This window comes from Pseudoxanthomonas sp. 68-E7 (assembly GCF_057773145.1).
In genome coordinates this window covers 233,172-252,308 of the sequence record NZ_JBYMTI010000004.1, presented here as the reverse complement: position 1 = coordinate 252,308, position 19,137 = coordinate 233,172, and the positions used below count along the sequence as shown (strand labels likewise).

Below are 19,137 nucleotides of genomic sequence, written 5' to 3'. Positions count from 1 at the left end.
AGTCTGTTGATGGGCATGCCTCGAAGCCGCCGCATGGCGGTCACGCTGTTTTCCGTCGCCACCCTGCTGCTTGCCGCCACGGCGCAGGCGCAGGTGGTGGTCAGCCAGGTGTACGGCGGTGGCGGCAACAGTGGCGCCACGCTGAAGAACGATTTCATCGAACTGCGCAACAACGGCGCCACGGCGGTGAGCCTGGACGGCTGGAGCGTGCAGTACGCCTCCTCCGCCGGCACCACCTGGAGCCGGACCAACCTCACCGGCAGCATCGCGCCGGGCGGCTACTTCCTGATCCAGCAGGCCCAGGGGAACGGCGGCACGGTGGATCTGCCCACCCCGGATGCGGTCGGCACGCTCACCCTGTCCGGTTCCGCCGGCAAGGTCGCGCTGAGCCGCGGCACCGCCGTGCTGTCCGGCGCCTGTCCGCTCGCCGATGCGAACCTGGTCGACTTCGTCGGCTTCGGCAGCGCCGCCAACTGCTTCGAAGGCACGGCCCCGACCGGCACGCTCGGCAACACCACCGCCGCCCTGCGCAACGGGGACGGCAGCATCGACACCCAGGACAACGGCGCCGACTTCAGCGTCGCGGCGCCGAATCCGCGCAACAGCGGCGCGGCGCCACCGGATCCGCCGGTGGCCCGCACCATTCCTCAGATCCAGGGCAACGGCCTGGCTTCGCCCTACGTGGACAAGCGGGTCATCACCGAAGGCATCGTCACCGCGCTGAAGTTCAACAACGGCTTCTTCCTGCAGGCCGCCAATGATGATGGCGATCCGGCGACCTCCGAGGGCCTGTTCGTGTTCACCGGCAGCGCGCCACCGGCCACCGCCGCGGTCGGCAACCGGGTGCGGGTGACCGGCACCGTCGCCGAATTCGTGCCACCGTCCAACCCGCACCAGTTGACCATCACCCAGATCACCGGTCCCACCGTGGAGGTGCTGGAAACCGGTGTGGCGTTGCCGGCGCCGATCGAACTGACCGCCGCCGAGCTGGGGCCGGACGCCCTGCCCGGCACCCTGGAGCGGCGGGAAGGCATGCGCGTGAGCGTGGCCCGCGCGGTGGTGGTGGCACCCTCGGGCGGCAGCATCGACGAGAACGACGCCACCGCCAGCAGCGACGGCGTGTTCCATGTGACCCTGCCCGGCGTCGCCCGTCCGTTCCGCGAGCCCGGCATCGGCGTCATGGACGTGATTCCGATTCCCGGCGACAAGCATCCGCCGCGCTTCGACACCAACCAGGAACGCCTGATGGTGCGCAGCCGCGGCCAGATCGGCGCGCAGCCGGTCTCGGTGGATACCGGCGCGGACGTCGCCGGCCTGTCCGGCGTGCTCCATTACTTCTCCGGCACCTGGGCACTGCTGCCGGACCCGGCCACGCCGCCGGCGGTCAGCGGCGGCATGGCGCCGCAGGCGGTGCCGGATGCGCGCTACGACGAAGCGACCATCGGCAGCTTCAACCTGCTGCGCCTGTTCGACGACGTCGCCGACGGCAATGGCGCGGTGACCCTGACCCCGGCCGCGCTGGACAAGCGCCTGGCCAAGGCGGCGCTGGCGATCTGCGGCTTCCTGAAGGCGCCGGACATCCTCGGCGTGGTGGAGGTCGAGAACCTGCGCGTGCTGCAGTTGCTGTCCGAACGCATCGACGCGATCTGCCCGCAACGTCCCGGTTACGTGCCCTACCTGCAACCGGGCAATGACGTGGGCGGCATCAACGTGGGTTTCCTGGTCAGCACCCGCGCCACCGGCGACGGCACGCCGCGGGTGGAAGTGCTGGACGTGGCCCAGTTCGGCAAGAACACCACGCTCGCCAATCCCGACGGCAGCACCAGCCTGCTCAACGACCGCCCGCCGCTGCGGCTGCGCGCCCGCATCCACCAGGGTGCCGGCGATGGTTATCCGGTCACGGTGATCGTCAACCACCTGCGTTCGCTCAACGACATGGACGACACCGCGCCGGGCAGCAGTGGCTGGCCCACCGGCGGCGAGCGGGTACGCTCCAAGCGCGCCGCCCAGGCCGCCTACCTGGGCGGACTGGTGCAGCAGATGCAGCAGGCCGATCCGGACGAGAAAATCGTGCTGGTCGGCGACTTCAACGCGTTCGAGTTCAATGACGGCTACGTCGACGTGATGGGCATCCTGGGCGGCAATGCGGCACCGGTCGATCAGGTGCTGTCGTGGGCGCCGAGTCCGGTGACCACACCGCTGATAGACGGCTCGCAACTGATTGCCGATCCGGCGCAGCGCTACTCCTACGTGTTCGGCGGCAATGCGCAGACCCTGGATCACGTGCTGGTCAACGAGGCGCTGGTGCTGGGCGCGGACGTGCGGGTGGATCACGCACGCATCAACGCCGACTTCGGCGTGGACAACTTCGGTGACGCCAGCGTGGCGGTGCGTTCCTCGGATCACGATCCGGTCCGCCTGAGCATCCGCGTGCCGGCCTTCGCCCGCGCCGATCTGTCGGCGACGGTGAGTGCCGATCGCGACAGCGCTTCGGTCGGCGACACCGTGTCCTACACCGCCAGCGTGCGCAATGCCGGCCCCGGCGCGGCAACGCCGGCGACAGTCGCGTTCGTGTTCTCCGCAGAGGTGGCGCCGGTGCCGGGCCCGGTCGCTCCGGGCTGGACCTGCGCCGCACCCGAACGGGTCGCCGGCAATACCCGGCTGAGCTGCACCACGCCGTCGCTGGCGGCCGGGGCCGAGGTGGGCTTCACCCTGCGGGCCGTGGTGCCGGACAGCGTGGCCGGCAGCGCGCTGGGCCTGGGCGTGTCGGCGAATTCGCCGGTGCCGGATCCCGCCAACGGCGACAACACCGCGGCGGTCGCGGTCAGCGTGGCCGCGCTGCCGCAGGCTGATCTGTCGGTGCGCCTGCTGGGCGGTGCCGCCAGCTTCCGCCGCGGCGCCATCGCCACCCTGCTGGTGCCGGTGCGCAACGCCGGTCCCGATACCGCCGAACAGGTCAGGGTGGTGCTGGCCAGCAACGTCGAGGCGCGTCACATGGCGGTCGCCGCGCCCCGCGGCTGGTCCTGCGGCCGGGTGCTCGACACCGCCACCGGCTCGGCCGCGCAATGCACGCGCGACGCGATGACCTCCGGCTCGACCCAGCTGCTGGCATTCGCGCTGGTGGTGCCGAACCGGCCCAAGCGCGGCATCGTATTCGCCTTCACCGCCCAGGTGGAAAGCGCCACGCAGGACCCGGATACCGGCAACAACCACGCGCAACTGATCCGTTGACGCGTCGCCCCCCGTGAGCGGACAAGGGCGCGGCACTGCCGCGCCCTTGTCGTTTGGGAAAGGCGCATCGGGACTTTCGCCGGCTCCCTGCACACCATCCCCGGGTGCGCGTCAAGCCTGGGTTTTTCCGCGCAGAAACCGGTTGGTCCAACATCCGGACAACCGCCGCGCGGACGCCATGCCGGCGTCGGCAAGCGCTTGTCGCCACTGGATTTCCCCGCATTTCCGCGCACCGTGCGGATCTGCGTTGTTGCAGCGCAGGAAGGCCGGTCGGCTCCGGTTCCTTAACATTGGATCCCTCAACATTCGCTGCAACATCCGAAGAGTGACGCCCGGCATGACCATCGCCGCCAAGTTCGAAATCGAATTCCTCCAATACCTCGGCCCGGACGGCAAGCTCGTCCGCGACGACTTGCCCGAAGCCGGGCGCGATACCCAGCGCCTGCGCGAACTGTTCAAGCAGATGCTGTTCGTGCGCACCTTCGACACCAAGGCCATCGCGCTGCAGCGCACCGGCAAGCTGGGCACCTACGCCTCCTGCCTGGGCCACGAGGCCACCCACGTCGGCATCGGCGCCTCGATGAAGCCCGAGGACGTGTTCGCTCCCAGCTACCGCGAGTACGGCGCCCAGTTCATGCGCGGCGTGCAGCCGCGCGACGTGCTGATGTACTGGGGCGGCGACGAGCGCGGCAACGATTTCAAGATCGCCCGCCACGACTTCGCCTGGAGCGTGCCGATTTCCACCCAGTGCCTGCATGCCGCCGGCGCCGCGCTGGCGTTCAAGCTGCGTGGCCAGCCGCACCTGGCGGTCGCCACCTGCGGCGACGGCGGTTCCTCCAAGACCGACTTCTACGCCGCGTTGAACTCGGCCGGCGCCTACGAGCTGCCGCTGATCCTGTGCGTGGTCAACAACGGCTGGGCGATCTCGGTGCCGCGCAAGGCACAGACCGGAGCGCAGACGCTGGCGCAGAAGGGCCTGGCCGGCGGCCTGCATTGCCTGCAGGTCGACGGCAACGATCTCATCGCCGTGCTGGAAGCGATGCGCCGCGCCGGTGAGCGCGCGCGCAAGGGCCAGGGCGGCACCGTGCTGGAGTTCGTCACCTATCGACTGTCCGACCACACCACCGCCGACGACGCCCGCCGCTACCGCGACGACGCCGAAGTGAAAGCGGCCTGGGAACGCGAGCCGATGACCCGCCTGCGCACCTGGCTGGTCGCGCAGGGCGTGTGGAGCGAGGCCGAAGAGACCGCGTGGAAGGAAGAGTGCGGCGCGCGCGTGGACGAAGAAGTGAACGCCTACCTCAACACCCCGGTACAGCCGGTCGAAGCGATGTTCGACTACCTGTACGCGGATCCGCCGCCGGAACTGCTGGCGCAACGGGCCGCCGCGCTTGCCGCGGAGGGCCGCTCATGAGCACCGTGATGGAAACCAAGAACGCCGCGACCCACAAGACGGCCGACACCGTGGCAACCCCGACCGCGATCACCCTGATTGAAGCGATCACCCAGGCGCTGGCCTGGGAGATCGCGCACGATGACTCGGTCATCGTGCTGGGCGAGGACGTCGGCGTGAACGGCGGCGTGTTCCGCGCCACCGCCGGCCTGCAGCAGCGCTTCGGTGCCGATCGCATCCTCGACACCCCGCTGGACGAAACCACCATCGCCGGCCTCACCGTCGGTTTGGCCGTGCAGGGCATGAAGCCGGTCGCCGAGGCGCAGTTCGACGGCTTCGTCTACCCGATGGTCGATCACATCATCTGCCACGCCGCGCGCATGCGTTACCGCACCCGTGGCCGCCTGCACTGCCCGATGGTGCTGCGCGTGCCGTGGGGCGGCGGCATCCGCGCGCCGGAACACCACAGCGAGGCCAACGAAGCGATCTTCACCAACGTACCCGGCCTGCGCGTGGTCCTGCCGTCCTCCCCGCAGCGCGCCTACGGCCTGCTGCTGGCGGCGATCCGGGATCCGGATCCGGTCATCTACATGGAACCCAAGCGGATCTACCGCCAGTACAAGGAAGTGGTCGCCGACGACGGCGAGGCGCTGCCGCTGGACGTGTGCTTCGTGCTGCGCGACGGCACCGACGTGACCCTGGTGAGTTGGGGCGCGCAGGTCAAGGAAGCGCTGGAAGCCGCCGACAAGCTGGCCGCCGAAGGCATCAGCGCCGAGGTCATCGACGTGGCCACGCTGCGTCCGCTCGACTTCGACACCATCGCCGAATCGGTGTCCAAGACCGGCCGCTGCGTGATCGTGCACGAGGCCCCGCGCACCGCCGGCTTCGGCGCGGAGATCGCCGCCCGCCTGGCCGAGCATTCGATGTACGACCTGCTCTCGCCGGTCGAGCGCGTCACCGGCTACGACACCCACATCCCGCTGTTCCGCCTGGAGATGAAGTACCTGCCGAGCGTCGACAAGATCGTCGCCGCGGCCAAGCGCGCCCTGGCCAACGGCTGATGGAACGCGCGCGGGTCATCGCCAGGCACCGCGCGCCGGAACGACCGGCCATCCGGATCGCCGCCGGCGATCCGGTGACGCTGGGTGAACGCGACACCGACTGGCCGCAGTTCGTCTGGACCAGCCTGGCGAGCGGACTCGGCGGCTGGATCCCGGTCGCCCTGTTCGACGCCGAGCACGGCGCGGCCACGGCGACGGATGAATACGACACGCGCGAACTGGATGCGGAGGAAGGCGAGATCCTGACCCTGCACCATGAAATGGCGGACTGGTGGTGGGCGGAGAACGCGCACGGCCAGACCGGCTGGATTCCCGCGCGCAACCTGGAACCTTTCCAAGCAACACCTGCACAAGAGAAACCCGAATGAGCGACAGCAAGACCTTCAATCTTCCCGACCTGGGCGAAGGCCTGCCCGACGCCACCATCGTCGAATGGTTCGTCAAGGAAGGCGACGTGATCCGGCTGGACGAACCGCTGGTGTCAATGGAAACCGCCAAGGCGGTCGTGGAAGTGCCGTCGCCGGTCTCCGGCAAGGTGCTGAAGCTGGCCGGCGGCGCGGGCGACGTGGTCGTCACCGGCAGCATGCTGGCGGTGTTCCAGCCCGATCCCAACCTGCCGCAGCGCGCGGAAGGCCAGGACACCGGCCACCATCACGGTCCGGCCAAGCCGCAGGCGCCCGAGCCCGCGCCGGCCGCCGCCGCGCCTGCTCCCGCGGTCGCCGCCGAAACCGAACGCGATGACGCCGGCACCGTGGTCGGCGCGATGCAGAGCTCCAACGCCGTGCATACGGAACAGGCGGTCGCCGTCGGCGGCGTCAAGGCGATGCCGGCGGTACGCGCGATGGCGAAGAAACTGGGCGTGGACCTGGCCCGCGTGCGCGCCACCGGCGCCGACGGCGCGGTCACCATGGCCGACGTGAAGCAGGCCGCCGCGGACGGTTCCGCCCGTCCGGGCGCGGCACCCGCCGCCGCCGCGCCGGCCCGCGCGGTGGTCGCCTCCGCGCCCGTGGCGGCGCCGCAGCGCACCGCGCTGTCCGCCTCCGGCAAGCCCATGCGCACCCAGCCGCCGGGCGTGGCGGTCAGCGGCCAGCCGGAACAGCTCAAGGGCGTCCGCCGCAACATGGCGCGGGTGATGGCCGACGCGCACGCCAAGGTCGTGCCGACCACGCTCAGCGACGATGCCGACGTGCACGCCTGGACGCCGGGCAACGACGTCACCGTGCGCCTGATCCGCGCCATCGTCAGCGCCTGCAAGGCGGTGCCGGCGATGAACGCCTGGTTCGACGGCGACAAGCTCACCCGCACCCTGCATCCGCACGTGGACATCGGCATCGCGGTGGACACCGATGACGGCCTGTTCGTGCCGGCCCTGCGCAACGCCGACATCCTCGACGCGCGCGGCGTGCGCGAGGGCATCAACCGCCTGCGCTCGCAGGTCGAGGATCGCAGCATCCCCGCCTCGGAGCTCAGCGGCTACACCATCTCGCTGTCCAACTTCGGCATGTTCGCCGGCCGCTACGCCACGCCGGTGGTGGTGCCGCCGTGCGTGGCGATCGTCGCCGCCGGCCGCGCCCGCCACCAGGTCACCCCGGTGATGGGCGGTTTCGAGTCGCACAAGGTCATCCCGCTGTCGGTCACCTTCGATCACCGCGCCTGCACCGGCGGCGAGGCCGCGCGTTTCCTCAAGACCCTGATCGACGATCTGGCCCTGCCGGCGTAGGCCGGCACGCGCCCGCCGCCCACCGGCGGCGGGCCTGGGTCCTCCTCCATCCGCGGAGTACGCACATGGCGCACCGCAGTCGCCTCGCCGGTTTCATCATCGATTGCCAGACCCACGATCACGAGGCCGCCGCGCAGTTCTGGAGCCAGGCGCTCGGCCTGCCGCGCGGTGAAACCTACCAGGATGGCGAAGCCCACTACGCCGAACTGGAAGGCGCACCGGGCGGCTTGCATGTGGAAGTGCAGCAGGTCGCGCATGCCTCGCGCGTGCACCTGGACATCGAAGCCGACGACGTGGACGCGGAAGCGGATCGGCTGGAGAAACTGGGCGCCAGGCGCATCGGTTTCGTCAAACGCTGGTGGGTGATGGAAGCGCCGACCGGACAACGCTTCTGCGTGGTGCGCATGCGCCACCCCGAGCGCGGCGTCGAACCGAACCACTGGGACTGATCCTCCACCGCACGCGGGAACGCACTTCCCGGAGCATCGACATGGCCCATCACAGCCGCCTTGCCGGCTTCATCATCGATTGCCAGGCCGACGATCTCGGCGCCGCCTCCTCGTTCTGGAGCCGCGCCCTGGGCCTGCCCGTGGTCAGCGCCGATGATGGAGGGGTCGGCCTGTATGACCGGCTGAAGGATGCGGCCGGCGGACTGCACGTGGAAGTGCAGAAGGTCGACCATCCTTCGCGCGTGCATTTGGACATCGAGGCCGACGACCTGGAAGCCGAAGCCACGCGCCTGGAAGGGCTCGGCGCGCGCCGCATCCGCTTCGTCCACGATCGCTGGTGGGTGATGGAAGCGCCGACCGGCCAGCGCTTCTGCATCGTGCCGATGGGTGAAGGCGAGCGCGAAGGCCTCAACCGCTGGGATTGATCAGCGGCGGTCCCGATCCAGCCAGCAGGCCAGGCCCTGCGCGTTGAGTTCGATGTCCATCGCCAGCACGCGGGTCACGCCGGCATCGTCGAGCGGACAGCGCAGCGCGCGGGCGCGCTCCTGGTACGACGCGGTCAAGCCGGCGACCATCGCACGGTGCCGGTCCGGCTTGCCGTCGCATTGCCGGGCCAGCGCGCACATCGCATCGATCTGCTCGAACAGTTCCAACGCCAGCCGGTCCGGCTCTTCCACCCGGCCATAGTGGGTCAGGTACATGGCCTGCGGGCGGTAAGCGAGCAGGCGCGCGATGGAAGTCTTCAACGCCTCGGGTTCGAACTGCACCGGCGAGCTGGTCGGCAGGATGAACGGACCGTGCGGGCCATCCATCTCGCGGTAGGACAGGCCGAAGGTATCGCCGGTGAACCAGCTCCGGCTGCGCTCGTCCCACACGCAGTAGTGGTGGCGCGCATGCCCGGGCGTATCGATGCATTGCAGCCTGCGACCGGCCAGTGCCAGGGTATGGCCATCCTCGGCGATGACCACGCGCGCTTCCGGCACCGGCCGGATGCGCCCGTAGCTGCGCGCCATTTCCGCTTCGCCATAAACCGCGGTGGCCCCCGCGATCAATCGGGACGGATCAACCAGATGGGGCGCCGCGCGCGGATGCGCGACCAGGCGCGCATGCGGCAGCTGCGCCATCAGTTCGCCCGCGCCGCCGGCATGATCCAGGTGCGCGTGGGTGACCAGCACCCAGTCGATGTCCTCCGGGCCCAGGCCCGCGTCGCGCGCGGCCCGCAGCAGACGCGGCACCGCGTGGTTGGTGCCGGTGTCGATGAATGCGCCACGTCCCTGTTCGACAATCAGGTAGGCGGCATCGAAATGATCCCGCTGGAAGGCGGTATCGATGGTGTGGATGCCAGTGCTGTCCATACGCTGGTGGGGTAACGCGAGGATGGCGCCAATTCTACCGGCGCGGCGGCGGCGCCACGATGCATCTTTGGTCGCAGAAGCCCAGCGCATTCCCGACTGTGGAGGTGACGCGGGTCGCGAAAAAGCGCCGCCGATTCATGCCCTTCACGAAAGGTGAGACAAGGATCGCGCCAAGGGGAGTTTTTGATTCGCGACTCACGTCGCTCCCACATCAGCGGGTCGGGCGCCGCCGGCTCGCGCGCTCAGCGGCGATCCAGCCACCATGACCGCAGCAGCACCGCCATCGTCAGCACGAACAGGAACCCGCCATAGCCGACCAGCGTCGCCAGCACCTGCTTCCAGATCGCGCCGGTGCCGATATCGGCCAGGCCCAGCGCATAGCCCCAGTACATGCCCACCATGCTCAGCACGAACGCCACGATCAGGCTGATCGTGTCGAAGGCCTTGCGCCGGCCACCGCGGGGCTGCCGCGGGAACAGCCAGAACAGCGTGCCCAGCAGCGCGAACCACGGCAGGAACAGCACCATCGCCAGGAAAGGCATGTCAGGCCTCGGCGTCGCGCAGTTGCTTCAGGGCCGCCAGCACCTCGGCGACCGGTACCTGCAACACGATCTCCGGGGTTTCCATCTGGTCGGCGCGCTCGGCCTGCTTCAGCACGGCGATGATCTGGCCGGCGTCCTTCGGTGCATCGAAGCCGCTGCTCTGGATCAGCACGCGGCCCTCGGCGTCGGTGAACTTGAAGTAGAACCGCGCATCCTTGTCGCGATACTGCTTGAACAGCGGCAGCGTGGCCTTGGCGATGCCTGCCTTCGCCGGCGCCGCCGGCTGCTCTGCCAGGTTGCGCAGGCCGACCGCGTGGCGCAGTTCCGCCAGCAGCGGGATGGCGTACTTCGTGCGCAGGCGCTGCGCGCCGTCGCGCAGGATCGCCTCGATCTCCTCCGGCCGCGCCATCAGCGCCAGGTACTTCTCGCGCAGCGGGGTGATCTCCGCGTCGATGCGCTCGAACAGTTTCTGCTTGGCGTCGCCCCAGCCGATACCGTCCGCGAACGCCTGCGCGAACGCAGCGGTTTCCTCGGCGCTGGCGAAGGCCTGGTACAGCTGGAACAGGGCCGAGCCCGCGGTGTCCTTGGGCTCGCCCGGACCGCGCGAATCGGTGAGGATCGAGAACACCAGCTTCTTCAGCTCCTCGCGCGGGACGAACAGCGGAATGGTGTTGTTGTAGCTCTTGCTCATCTTGCGCCCGTCCAGGCCCGGCAGCGTGGCGACGTTGTCGTCTATGAGTACTTCCGGCAGGGCGAAGTACTCCTTGCCATAGACATGGTTGAAGCGCTGGCCGAAATCGCGCGCCATCTCGATGTGCTGGATCTGGTCGCGCCCCACCGGCACCTGGTTGGCGTTGAAGATCAGGATGTCGGCGGCCATCAGCACCGGGTACATGAACAGTCCCGCGGTGACCGCCGCATCGTCGTCCTCGCCGTCGGCGCGGTTCTTGTCCACCGCCGCCTTGTAGGCATGCGCGCGGTTGAGGATGCCCTTGCCGGCCACGCAGGTCAGGAACCAGGTCAGCTCGGTGATTTCGGGAATGTCGCTCTGCCGGTAGAACCACACCTTGTCCGGTTCCAGCCCGGCGGCCAGCCAGGTGGCCGCGATCTCCAGCGTCGAACGCTGGGTGCGCGCCGGATCCTGCGCCTTGATCAGGCTGTGCAGGTCGGCCAGGAAGTAGAAGCTCTCCACGCCCGGGTTGCGGCTGGCCGCCACGGCGGGGCGGACCGCGCCGACGTAGTTGCCCAGGTGGGGGGTGCCGGAGGTGGTGATGCCGGTCAGGACTCGGGTGGTCATCGCGTCTTTCTGAAGTCTGAACACGGCCAGTTTAACCGCTGCCGCCGCAAACCCCATCCGTGGCGGCGACGCGTTGACACACGCGTCCCTTCCGGAGAACCGCCATGTTCCGCGCCTGCCTTCTGCTGCTCGCTTCTCTGTTCCCGCTGGCCGCCTGTTCCCGCGCCGTAGCCGGCCCGCTGGTGGACGTGGCGGTGATCGACCGCGACACCGGCCAGTGGCTGCCCAGCTACCCGCACCGCGGCGACCAATGGGTCGCCGGCGAGCCCGGCCACCGCTATGCCGTGCGCCTGACCAACACCACCGGCGAACGCGTGCTGGTGGTGCTGTCGGTGGATGGCGTCAACGCCGTCACCGGCGAGACCGCCGCCCCGTCGCAGGCCGGCTACGTGCTGGATCCCTGGGAGAGCGCCGAGATCGCCGGCTGGCGCAAATCGCTCGACGACATCGCCCAGTTCGTCTTCACCGACAAGGGCGACAGTTATGCGGCCCGTACCGGACGGCCGCGCAATGTCGGCGTGATCGGCGTGGCCGCATTCCGCGAGGCGCGCCCGTACTACCGGCCGCCCTACCCGTCCGCGCCAGCGCCCTATCCCCCGTATGCCGGATCGCGTGCGCGGCCGGAGGCGGAAAACAGCGCCAAGGCCGCCGGCGCGGCGGCGCCCGAGGCCGTTACCCAGGATGCCATCGCCAGCCGCCAGCGCATCGGCACGGGACATGGTCAACGCGAGTGGGCGCCGGTGGGCTCCACCGACTTCGTGCGCGCCCGCCGCACGCCCGACCAGGTCAGCCAGATCCGTTACGACGAGCCCCGGCGCCTGGTCGCCCTGGGCATCCTGCCGCCCCCGTATCGTCGCCTCCACCGCGATCCCGCGCCGCAGGCGTTTCCCAACGGTTTCGTCGCGGATCCGCCGCGCTGGCGCTGAGCGACGCGGCCGAGCGGAGAAAAAAAAAGCGACGGGCCGCAAGCGCGGCCCGTCAGCGGTCCGAGGTTGGTTCGGACTCAGTGCTTCATGTCCGAACGCAGGCTGCGCTCGAACGCCTTCACTTCGTCATGGGCCCGCTCGCGGCCCCAGCCATAGCGCTCCTGCAGGCGTCCTTCCAGATATTCGGAATTGCCCTCCGCGACCTGGAAGTCGTCATCGGTCAAATCGCCCCATTTGGCCTGGATCTTGCCCTTCAGCTGCTTCCAGTTGCCGGCGATGATGTCCTGGTTCATGGAATGTCCTCTTGGTTTCGCGGCGGGGGATACCGCGCGACCAGCATCGCAGCCCGGGCATTCCCGCACGATCAAGGCGGCGTCAACGGCACATTATTTCGGCCAGGAAAACCCGGCGACGGGGCTCGCATGCGCAAAAGAAAAGGGGCGGCGGATGCCGACCCTTTCCTCGTTGCTTCGTTCCGCGCGCATCGGCCCATTGGGCCCGTGCGCCCGCACGGTCTTACTTGCCGGAAGCGTCCTCGACCTTCTCGCCGACCTTCTGTACGTCCTTGCCGAACCCCTTGACGGTGTTGCAGCCGGACAGCGCGGCGATCGAGAACAGGGCAATGAACAACAGAGCGGCGTAGCGCTTCATGGAAAACTCCTGGTTGTAGGGTGACTCCACGCCGGGGACGCGGCGGCGGTCCTTCCGCGCCGGCTTCCCCTGCGGCGGCGAGTCTGATTAAAGCATGCTGCATCGGGGCTGACCAAGGCACCCGAAAACGAAAGGGCCGGCATGGCCGGCCCTTCCGGAAGGCGCGCCTCGTCGCTGCGCCCAAGGGGTCAGGACGACGTCAGCACTTGCCGTCCTTGCAGTCCTGCGCCTTGTCCTCGACCTTCTCGCCGACCTTCTGCACGTCCTTGCCCGCGCCGGCCATGGTGTTGCAGCCGGAAAGTACGGCGGTGGAAAACATCGCCAGCATCAGCAAAGCCATCCAACGTTTCATGCTCGCCTCCTTGGTGGAATGTCCGGTGGAACGATGCTGCACCGGCCCGGCGGGCCACCCTTGCAGCGTGGCTCCACCTTGGACAGCGGGCCGTTCACGGCACGTGAAACCGGGCCCGCGTATTCAGGCGCAAATCAGCCTGGAGGCGGCTGCGATTCAGTCGCGCATCAGGGTGGATTTTCCGAACAGGCTTTCCACTAGATCCACGGTCAGCTTAGCGGTGCGGTTGCGGCGATCCAGCACCGGGTTGAGTTCGACGATGTCGAGGGAGCCCATCCGGCCGGTATCGGCAATCATCTCCATTACCAGCTGCGCCTCGCGATAGTTGGGACCGCCCGGCACCGTGGTACCGACGCCCGGGGCGATGCTGGGATCCAGGAAATCCACGTCGAAACTGACATGCAGGTGGGTATCGGCATCCACGCCTTCCAGGGCCGCTTCCATCGTCCGCTTCATCCCGACCTCGTCGATGTAGCGCATGTCGTAGACGTCGACCGCGTGATCCTTGATCAGCTTCTTCTCTTCCGGATCCACCGAGCGGATGCCGATCTGCCGCACCATCGCCGGGGTGATCGCCGGACTGTCGCCACCCAGCCGGGTCAGCGCATCCGGACCGATGCCGCACAGGCACGCCACCGGCATGCCGTGGATGTTGCCGGAAGGCGTGACGTCACTGGTGTTGAAGTCCGAATGCGCGTCCAGCCACAGCACCCGCAGGCGCTTGCCCTGCTGGCGGCAATGGCGGGCGATGGCGGTGATCGATCCGATCGCCAGGCAATGATCGCCGCCCATCATGATCGGCAACCGCCCTTTCGCCAGTTCGGCCGCGGTCGCGTCCATCAGCGCACGGTTCCAGTCGACGACTTCATCGAGGTGACGATAGCCGCGCACCGGGTCGGTCCACGGATTCGCCGGACCCTGCACGTTGCCGGTATCGATCACATCCACCCCGCGCCCGGCCAGCGCTTCGCCGAGGCCGGCGATGCGCAGGGCATCCGGCCCCATCCGCGCACCGCGGTGCCCGGCGCCTATATCGGTGGGCACGCCAATCAGGGAAACGGGAGGGAAGGTACGGGCCATCGGACACTCGGTGGATTCGAAGAATCTGGAAGTCTAGTCCGATTTGCATGACCGGACTGTGGCGCTGCAGCAGCGGGACCCAAGGACGAAGCGTCAGCGGGCGCCGGTGGCTGCCGGGAACGTCGCGCCATAACCGCTTTCGCGCAGGATCGCATCCGCGTCCTCCAGCGCGAGGATCGTGGCGATCGCCGCGCGCTTGTCGGCCTGCCGCAGATAGTAAGCGCCGATGATCCGGTGACCGATCCAGTAGCCTAGTTCGGCCGGCCATCCCGGCGGCGGATTTCCGCCATTCCACATCCAACGGATCGCCGCTTTCACCGCCGCCTCCTCCGGTTCCTTGCCGGTCGGCCAATGCGTTCGCATCGTATGCCTGTCGGCGACGAAATCGCGCCACAGCTCCGCTTCGCGCGCCATGCCCCAGGCGTTGTCCGCACCGGTGATGTCGCCGCCGGTGACCATCGCCGCGAAGAAATTCGCGGCACCCTCGCGCAGTGCCCACGCAAGCAGATCCCGCTGGACTTCGCTGCCTTCCCGCATCGGCGCCTGCAATGCGTGGATGGTTTCGTGGGCGAACAGCTGGCGCATGGCGCGGTGGAACGACTCCGCGTCGGCGATGCCCTGGCAGGCCACTTCGAGGCCTATCACCTGGCTGCGCGGATCGGCGGTGCCGCCCGAGTTGGCCGCGCCGAATACCACCGCGACCGGCGGCATCGTCCGTTCCGGGAACAGCCCGCGGTAGGCCAGGTAGACCGCGCGCAGCTGGGCATTGGTCCGCTCCACTTCCGGCAGGCACAGGTCGATGGCGTGCCGGTATTTTTCCTTGTTGGCCGCAATGGCGCGGGCAAGGTTGTCGGCGTCGACGATGCGATCCGGAGTGAATACCTCCACGCCGAGGCCCGCGCCGGACAGGTAGCCCGCTTGCAATTGCGCGGGCGTGGGCGCCCCGTCGGTTTGCTGGAACACGCGGGCGAACCGCCAGGCGTCGACGGTCTCGACTTCGATCACCAACGGATCGTCCACAGCTTCCGGAGAGGCTCCCCACGCGGAAGACATCGCCATGCCAGACAGCAGACACCACAGACAGATGGAGGAACGAAAGACAGCCATCCTCGAAATCCGGTGACGTGATGCGCCTGATTCTAGCCAGCCGCGTCCGGAGGATGGCGTTGCATCCCGGTCAACCAGGAACAAGGGAAGAGAAGTGGTGCCGCTTATCCGAATCGAACGGATGACCTACCGCTTACAAGGCGGTTGCTCTACCAGCTGAGCTAAAGCGGCACGGAGGGCCGGCGTTGCGCCGGCATGGGGATTCTACCGCAGTGCGGCAGGGCAGTCCTGCGGCTCGACCGGCACCGTGATACCGGCCCGCAGCGCCGCCGCGCGGGTACCGGCGGGTGCCGCGACATCCAGCCACCAGCGCGAAGGACCTTCCTCGCCAATGGCATGGATCTGCGCGGGGAAGCCGGCGGCCACCAACTGTGACTGCCGACGCTCCGCGCCTTCCCGGCTGCGATAGCGTCCCAGCGCGATGCCGTTGGTTTCCTCGCCCTGGTTGATCACCAGGAAGTCGTCGAAGCCCGCGGCGCCGATGCGTTGCGCCATCGCCACCGCTTCCTCGCGCGTGGCCGAGGGTGGCAGCGATACCCGGTATCCGCTGGCGCCGCTTCCCGGCGTCTCGCGCAAGGCGATCCGGCCGGTGGTGGAGGCGAACCTGCCGCGTGATTGCTCGGCGACGGCGCGATCGGCAAATGGCCCGACCCGGAAGCAAACGCTCGCGGCGGCGGCGGCAGGCGTGGATGTGACGGGAGCGGCCGCAGCAGATGCTGCCGGGGCAGGCGGTGCGACGGACGATACGGCAGCAGGACGGGCCGCCGGGGCGTCCGGGGTGCCGACCAGTTCCAGGGTCGCCACCCCGGCCGGAATCTCCGGAGGCGAAGGCGGCGGCGGCTCGGCGCGGGTCAGCCACCAAGCCGCCACACCAAGATTGAGGACGACCAGCAGGACGATCAGGGCACGAATCAGCATGCGTGGATTCTATCCATGGCCGTCATGCCGGCGCATTCCCGGGCTGGCCAGCCCGGGCCCATTGCGCCAAGCCCTCCAGTACCAGGGACGGCGCGAACTCGCTCGCCGGCAATCCGCCGCGCAGCGCCTCGGCGCCCCCCCCATGCAGAAGCAATGCCGGTGCCTGGCCCAGTTCCCGGGTGGCGAGCCGCAGGCTGCGCTCGACCAGACCCAGCGCGGCCCCCTCGCAACCGGAGGCCAGCGCATCCTCGGTGTCGTCGGCGAACTCCTGGTAGGCGCCGCCCTGCGCCGGCAAATGGGCGGCGGCCTGATGCAGGGCGCTGCGCATCAACGCGGGAGAGGGCCCGATGCGACCGCCCCGATGCTGGCCCTGCGCATCCAGCAGATCGACGGTGATGGCCGTGCCTACTCCCACGATCATCCATGCGTGCGCGCCACGGGCGCGCGCCGCGACCATCGCCAGGAACCGATCCACCCCCAGTTTTCCGGGTTGCGCATAGGCGATACGCACGTCCGCGAAAGCGGCCTGCGTGCGCGCCAGCGAGATGCGCTGGAAACGTTCGGTGAGGGCATCGAGCACGGCCAGGGTCAGGGCCGGCGACGCCACGCTGGCCAGGCAGGCCGAGTCGACCTCGTCCGGCAGGTGCCGTCGCAGCGCTTCGACGAACCCGCGCTCGTCATGGCCGAACGCGGTCACCTCGCCGGGCCGTCCATCGTCATCCAGCCGCGCGCACTTGAGCCGCGAGTTCCCCAGGTCGAATACCCATTGCGTCATTGCGCCCTCACACTGATTTCGCCCGCATGCACGCTTTCCCAGGCACCGTCGACAAGGACCCGCAGCGCGCCATCCTCGGCCAGGCCGCCGGCGATGCCATGGCGCGTCCGGTGTGCATCCCGGATCGCCACCTCCCGTCCCGCCAGTACGTCCAGCGCCGCGAAGCGCGGCAGGAACGGCACCAGGCCATCCCGGTCGAACTCGTCCAACGCCGGCAGCAGTCGCGACAGCAGTGCCGCCGCCAGCGTGTTGCGATCGACGGAAGCGCCTCCCAGCGTGGACAGATCGATCCAGGGTTGATCGATGCGGGCGGCGAACGCTTCCGGCATGCGGACGTTGATGCCGATGCCGATGATCGCCCGCACCGGGCCGCCATGTTCGCCGCCGCCCTCGACCAGCACCCCGCCCAGCTTGCGCTCGTCCACCATCAGATCGTTGGGCCATTTGAGCCCGGTCCGCTCGTGCCCCAGCGCGCGCAGCGCCTCGGCCATCGCGACGCCGGCCACCAGGCTGAGGCCACCCAGTCGTGCCAGGCCACCGGAAAAGTGGCGGGCCAGCGAGACGTACAGATTGGCCGCGACCGGCGATGCCCAATGGCGACCACGCCGCCCTCGCCCACCGGTCTGCTGCTCGGCCAGCAGGACGGCCGCGCCCTGGGGCGGGGTATCCCGGCGCAGCAGCTCGCTGTTGGTGGAATCCAGCGACCAGGCGACTTCCAGCGCGGCCAGGCCGGCGCGGCAATCCGGCGCCAGCGCCTGTCGGATGGCATCGGGGTCCAGCAACGACACCGGCTCGGCCAAGGCGTAGCCCCGGCCCGCCTTGGCGTCGATGCGCAGTCCGGCCTCGCGCAGGGATTCGATCCGCTTCCACATGGCCGCCCGGGTCAGGCCCGTGTCCCGGGCCAGGGCGTCGCCGGTGACCGGACCCTCCATCAGGCGCGCCAGCAGCTCGCGTTCGCCGCTCATTCGGCGCGTCTCCGGCCACCTGTGGACACGGGTGAATGGGGGACTCGGGCAAGGAATGGCGTGCGGGGCATCCGCTCATTATGCCGGGGGCGGGCCGGGCATCGCCGGGGCTCCGGCCTGTTCAGACCGTCAATCCCTTTTCCGGCTATATTCAGCAGGATGGCCGCCGCTGCGGTGCCATCCGACAGGAGTCCTCCGATGCTTCGCGCCAGCTTCATCGTCCTGCTGACCTGCATCTGTGCGCCGGCCATGGCGCAGAACGGCCGCGTGTTGTCGACCGTCACCGCATCGGCCTGCCAGGAGATCGTCAACAAGGCAACCGACGCGGCACCGCCGAGTGAGGCATCCACGCGCGCGGCGCGCGCTTCCGTGCGCGACAAGTACACCCCCGCCAACACCACCTCGACCAACAGCGTGTTGCCGGTGACGAGCAGCCGTGGTGGCGGTGGCGAGGACGAGAGTGATCCCACGCCGGTGTTGCCGCGCCCGCGCGCGCCGAAATGGCACAGCTTCCTGCCGGGCATGTTCCGCTGACCAGTGTTGCGCCTGCTCAGACGGTTCCGTCCGCCCGCTCCCCTGGATGACGCGATCTGGCAGCAGGTCTGCCGCGATACGCCGTGGATCGCGTGGCTGGACGACGTGCGCCGCTGGCGCCTGCGCGCATTGACCGAACGCTTCCTGCACGAGAAGACCATCACCCCGCTGGGCAATCTTTCACTCGACGCATCGCAATGCGCGCAGTTGGCGGCGCTATGCTGCCTGCCGCTGCTGGAGTACGGACGCCGCGGCTGGCGCGGCTGGTCGCAGCTCATCGTGTATCCGGACGCGTTCCGCGTGCACCGCAGCCACACCGATGCGGCCGGCGTGCAACACGAGTGGGAAGACGATCTGGCCGGCGAATCCTGGGACGCCGGTCCGCTGATTCTCTCCTGGGCCGACGTGCAGGCGGATCTGGCCGAACCCGATACCGGCTTCTGCGTGGCGGTGCACGAAATGGCCCACAAGCTGGATGCCCTGGATGGCGAGATGGACGGCACGCCGCCCCTGCCGGGCGAATGGCGCCGCCGCTGGGCGCAGGATTTCCAGCGCGCCTACGACACGCTGTGCCAGGAAGTGGATCTGGGCCGCGAGACCCGCATCGATCCCTATGCGACCGAAGGCCCGGATGAATTCTTCGCGGTGGCCACCGAGTACCATTTCTCGGCCCCGCGCCTGCTGCGCCAGGCCATGCCGGACGTAGCCGCGCACCTGCGCCGGTTCTATGGTCCGCCACCGGAGTGGTGAGCGGGCGATGCGCGTCCTCCGCGCATGCGGA

General features: G+C 69.0%; 21 protein-coding genes and 1 tRNA gene. 10 read left to right on the top strand and 12 right to left on the bottom strand.

The features are described from left to right. The first annotated feature begins 33 nt into the window (after positions 1–33). The 7 genes from AC3DE2_RS12000 to AC3DE2_RS11970 all read left to right on the top strand — a co-directional run bounded on the left by AC3DE2_RS12000 (position 34) and on the right by AC3DE2_RS11970 (position 8,279). Complete coding sequence (locus AC3DE2_RS12000) at positions 34–3,231, top strand: lamin tail domain-containing protein (RefSeq protein WP_488426358.1); 3,198 nt, start codon at positions 34–36, stop codon at positions 3,229–3,231. 337 nt (positions 3,232–3,568) lie between these two features. Beyond that, positions 3,569–4,645, top strand: coding sequence for a pyruvate dehydrogenase (acetyl-transferring) E1 component subunit alpha (gene pdhA, locus AC3DE2_RS11995; protein ID WP_295377935.1), 1,077 nt, complete (start codon positions 3,569–3,571; stop codon positions 4,643–4,645). Between the two features lie 8 nt (positions 4,646–4,653). Beyond that, positions 4,654–5,685 (top strand): alpha-ketoacid dehydrogenase subunit beta, encoded by a 1,032-nt coding sequence (locus tag AC3DE2_RS11990; RefSeq protein ID WP_488426505.1) that lies wholly within the window; start codon positions 4,654–4,656, stop codon positions 5,683–5,685. Then, a complete protein-coding gene (locus tag AC3DE2_RS11985) occupies positions 5,685–6,053 on the top strand; it encodes an SH3 domain-containing protein (RefSeq protein WP_295377937.1) in 369 nt (122 codons plus the stop codon). The genes AC3DE2_RS11990 and AC3DE2_RS11985 overlap by 1 nt, the downstream gene beginning before the upstream one ends. Next, positions 6,050–7,405 carry a dihydrolipoamide acetyltransferase family protein gene (locus AC3DE2_RS11980; protein ID WP_488426357.1) on the top strand — a complete coding sequence of 452 codons (1,356 nt, stop codon included), beginning with the start codon at positions 6,050–6,052 and terminating at the stop codon, positions 7,403–7,405. The genes AC3DE2_RS11985 and AC3DE2_RS11980 overlap by 4 nt, the downstream gene beginning before the upstream one ends. Positions 7,406–7,470: 65 nt before the next feature. Beyond that, positions 7,471–7,854 carry a VOC family protein gene (locus AC3DE2_RS11975; RefSeq protein WP_295377940.1) on the top strand — a complete coding sequence of 128 codons (384 nt, stop codon included), beginning with the start codon at positions 7,471–7,473 and terminating at the stop codon, positions 7,852–7,854. A 41-nt stretch (positions 7,855–7,895) separates the two neighbouring features. Further along, positions 7,896–8,279, top strand: coding sequence for a VOC family protein (locus AC3DE2_RS11970; RefSeq protein WP_295377943.1), 384 nt, complete (start codon positions 7,896–7,898; stop codon positions 8,277–8,279). Here AC3DE2_RS11970 and AC3DE2_RS11965 read toward each other — a convergent pair whose 3' ends face one another. From AC3DE2_RS11965 to AC3DE2_RS11955, 3 genes are all read right to left on the bottom strand, one after another. Then, complete coding sequence (locus AC3DE2_RS11965) at positions 8,280–9,209, bottom strand: MBL fold metallo-hydrolase (RefSeq protein WP_295377947.1); 930 nt, start codon at positions 9,207–9,209, stop codon at positions 8,280–8,282. A 242-nt stretch (positions 9,210–9,451) separates the two neighbouring features. Further along, positions 9,452–9,751 carry a hypothetical protein gene (locus AC3DE2_RS11960; RefSeq protein WP_295377950.1) on the bottom strand — a complete coding sequence of 100 codons (300 nt, stop codon included), beginning with the start codon at positions 9,749–9,751 and terminating at the stop codon, positions 9,452–9,454. Between the two features lies 1 nt (position 9,752). Beyond that, positions 9,753–11,048: a tryptophan--tRNA ligase gene (locus AC3DE2_RS11955; RefSeq protein WP_488426355.1), complete on the bottom strand. Its 1,296-nt coding sequence runs from the start codon at positions 11,046–11,048 to the stop codon at positions 9,753–9,755. 104 nt (positions 11,049–11,152) lie between these two features. On the opposite strand from AC3DE2_RS11955, the gene AC3DE2_RS11950 reads away from it, so the two are divergent. Next, complete coding sequence (locus tag AC3DE2_RS11950) at positions 11,153–11,974, top strand: hypothetical protein (protein WP_295377954.1); 822 nt, start codon at positions 11,153–11,155, stop codon at positions 11,972–11,974. A 77-nt stretch (positions 11,975–12,051) separates the two neighbouring features. On the opposite strand, the gene AC3DE2_RS11945 is transcribed toward AC3DE2_RS11950, so the two are convergent. The 9 genes from AC3DE2_RS11945 to birA form a co-directional block, all read right to left on the bottom strand. Then, positions 12,052–12,267 carry a CsbD family protein gene (locus tag AC3DE2_RS11945; protein WP_295377956.1) on the bottom strand — a complete coding sequence of 72 codons (216 nt, stop codon included), beginning with the start codon at positions 12,265–12,267 and terminating at the stop codon, positions 12,052–12,054. A gap of 223 nt (positions 12,268–12,490) precedes the next feature. Beyond that, positions 12,491–12,625, bottom strand: coding sequence for an entericidin A/B family lipoprotein (locus tag AC3DE2_RS11940; RefSeq protein ID WP_295377958.1), 135 nt, complete (start codon positions 12,623–12,625; stop codon positions 12,491–12,493). Positions 12,626–12,824: 199 nt separating this feature from the next. Beyond that, entirely contained in the window at positions 12,825–12,977 is a 153-nt protein-coding gene (locus AC3DE2_RS11935) for an entericidin A/B family lipoprotein (RefSeq protein WP_141455525.1), read from the bottom strand. Between the two features lie 156 nt (positions 12,978–13,133). Then, entirely contained in the window at positions 13,134–14,057 is a 924-nt protein-coding gene (rocF, locus tag AC3DE2_RS11930) for an arginase (RefSeq protein WP_488426354.1), read from the bottom strand. A 93-nt stretch (positions 14,058–14,150) separates the two neighbouring features. Further along, positions 14,151–15,077 carry a hypothetical protein gene (locus AC3DE2_RS11925; RefSeq protein ID WP_488426353.1) on the bottom strand — a complete coding sequence of 309 codons (927 nt, stop codon included), beginning with the start codon at positions 15,075–15,077 and terminating at the stop codon, positions 14,151–14,153. Between the two features lie 182 nt (positions 15,078–15,259). Then, positions 15,260–15,335: transfer RNA gene (locus tag AC3DE2_RS11920), tRNA-Thr, on the bottom strand. A 33-nt stretch (positions 15,336–15,368) separates the two neighbouring features. Then, positions 15,369–16,082, bottom strand: a complete 714-nt coding sequence (locus AC3DE2_RS11915) for an SPOR domain-containing protein (protein WP_488426352.1) — start codon at positions 16,080–16,082, stop codon at positions 15,369–15,371. 22 nt (positions 16,083–16,104) lie between these two features. Further along, positions 16,105–16,857 (bottom strand): type III pantothenate kinase, encoded by a 753-nt coding sequence (locus AC3DE2_RS11910; RefSeq protein WP_488426351.1) that lies wholly within the window; start codon positions 16,855–16,857, stop codon positions 16,105–16,107. Further along, the gene (birA, locus tag AC3DE2_RS11905; RefSeq protein ID WP_488426350.1) at positions 16,854–17,822 is read right to left on the bottom strand and encodes a bifunctional biotin--[acetyl-CoA-carboxylase] ligase/biotin operon repressor BirA; all 969 of its coding nucleotides are present in this window, start codon (positions 17,820–17,822) and stop codon (positions 16,854–16,856) included. Before birA ends, AC3DE2_RS11910 begins: the two co-directional genes overlap by 4 nt. 198 nt (positions 17,823–18,020) lie before the next feature. Between birA and AC3DE2_RS11900 the strand changes: the two genes are divergently transcribed. Beyond that, positions 18,021–18,356 (top strand): hypothetical protein, encoded by a 336-nt coding sequence (locus tag AC3DE2_RS11900; RefSeq protein WP_295377975.1) that lies wholly within the window; start codon positions 18,021–18,023, stop codon positions 18,354–18,356. A gap of 3 nt (positions 18,357–18,359) precedes the next feature. After that, positions 18,360–19,106, top strand: a complete 747-nt coding sequence (locus AC3DE2_RS11895) for a M90 family metallopeptidase (protein WP_488426349.1) — start codon at positions 18,360–18,362, stop codon at positions 19,104–19,106. Positions 19,107–19,137: the final 31 nt, after the last annotated feature.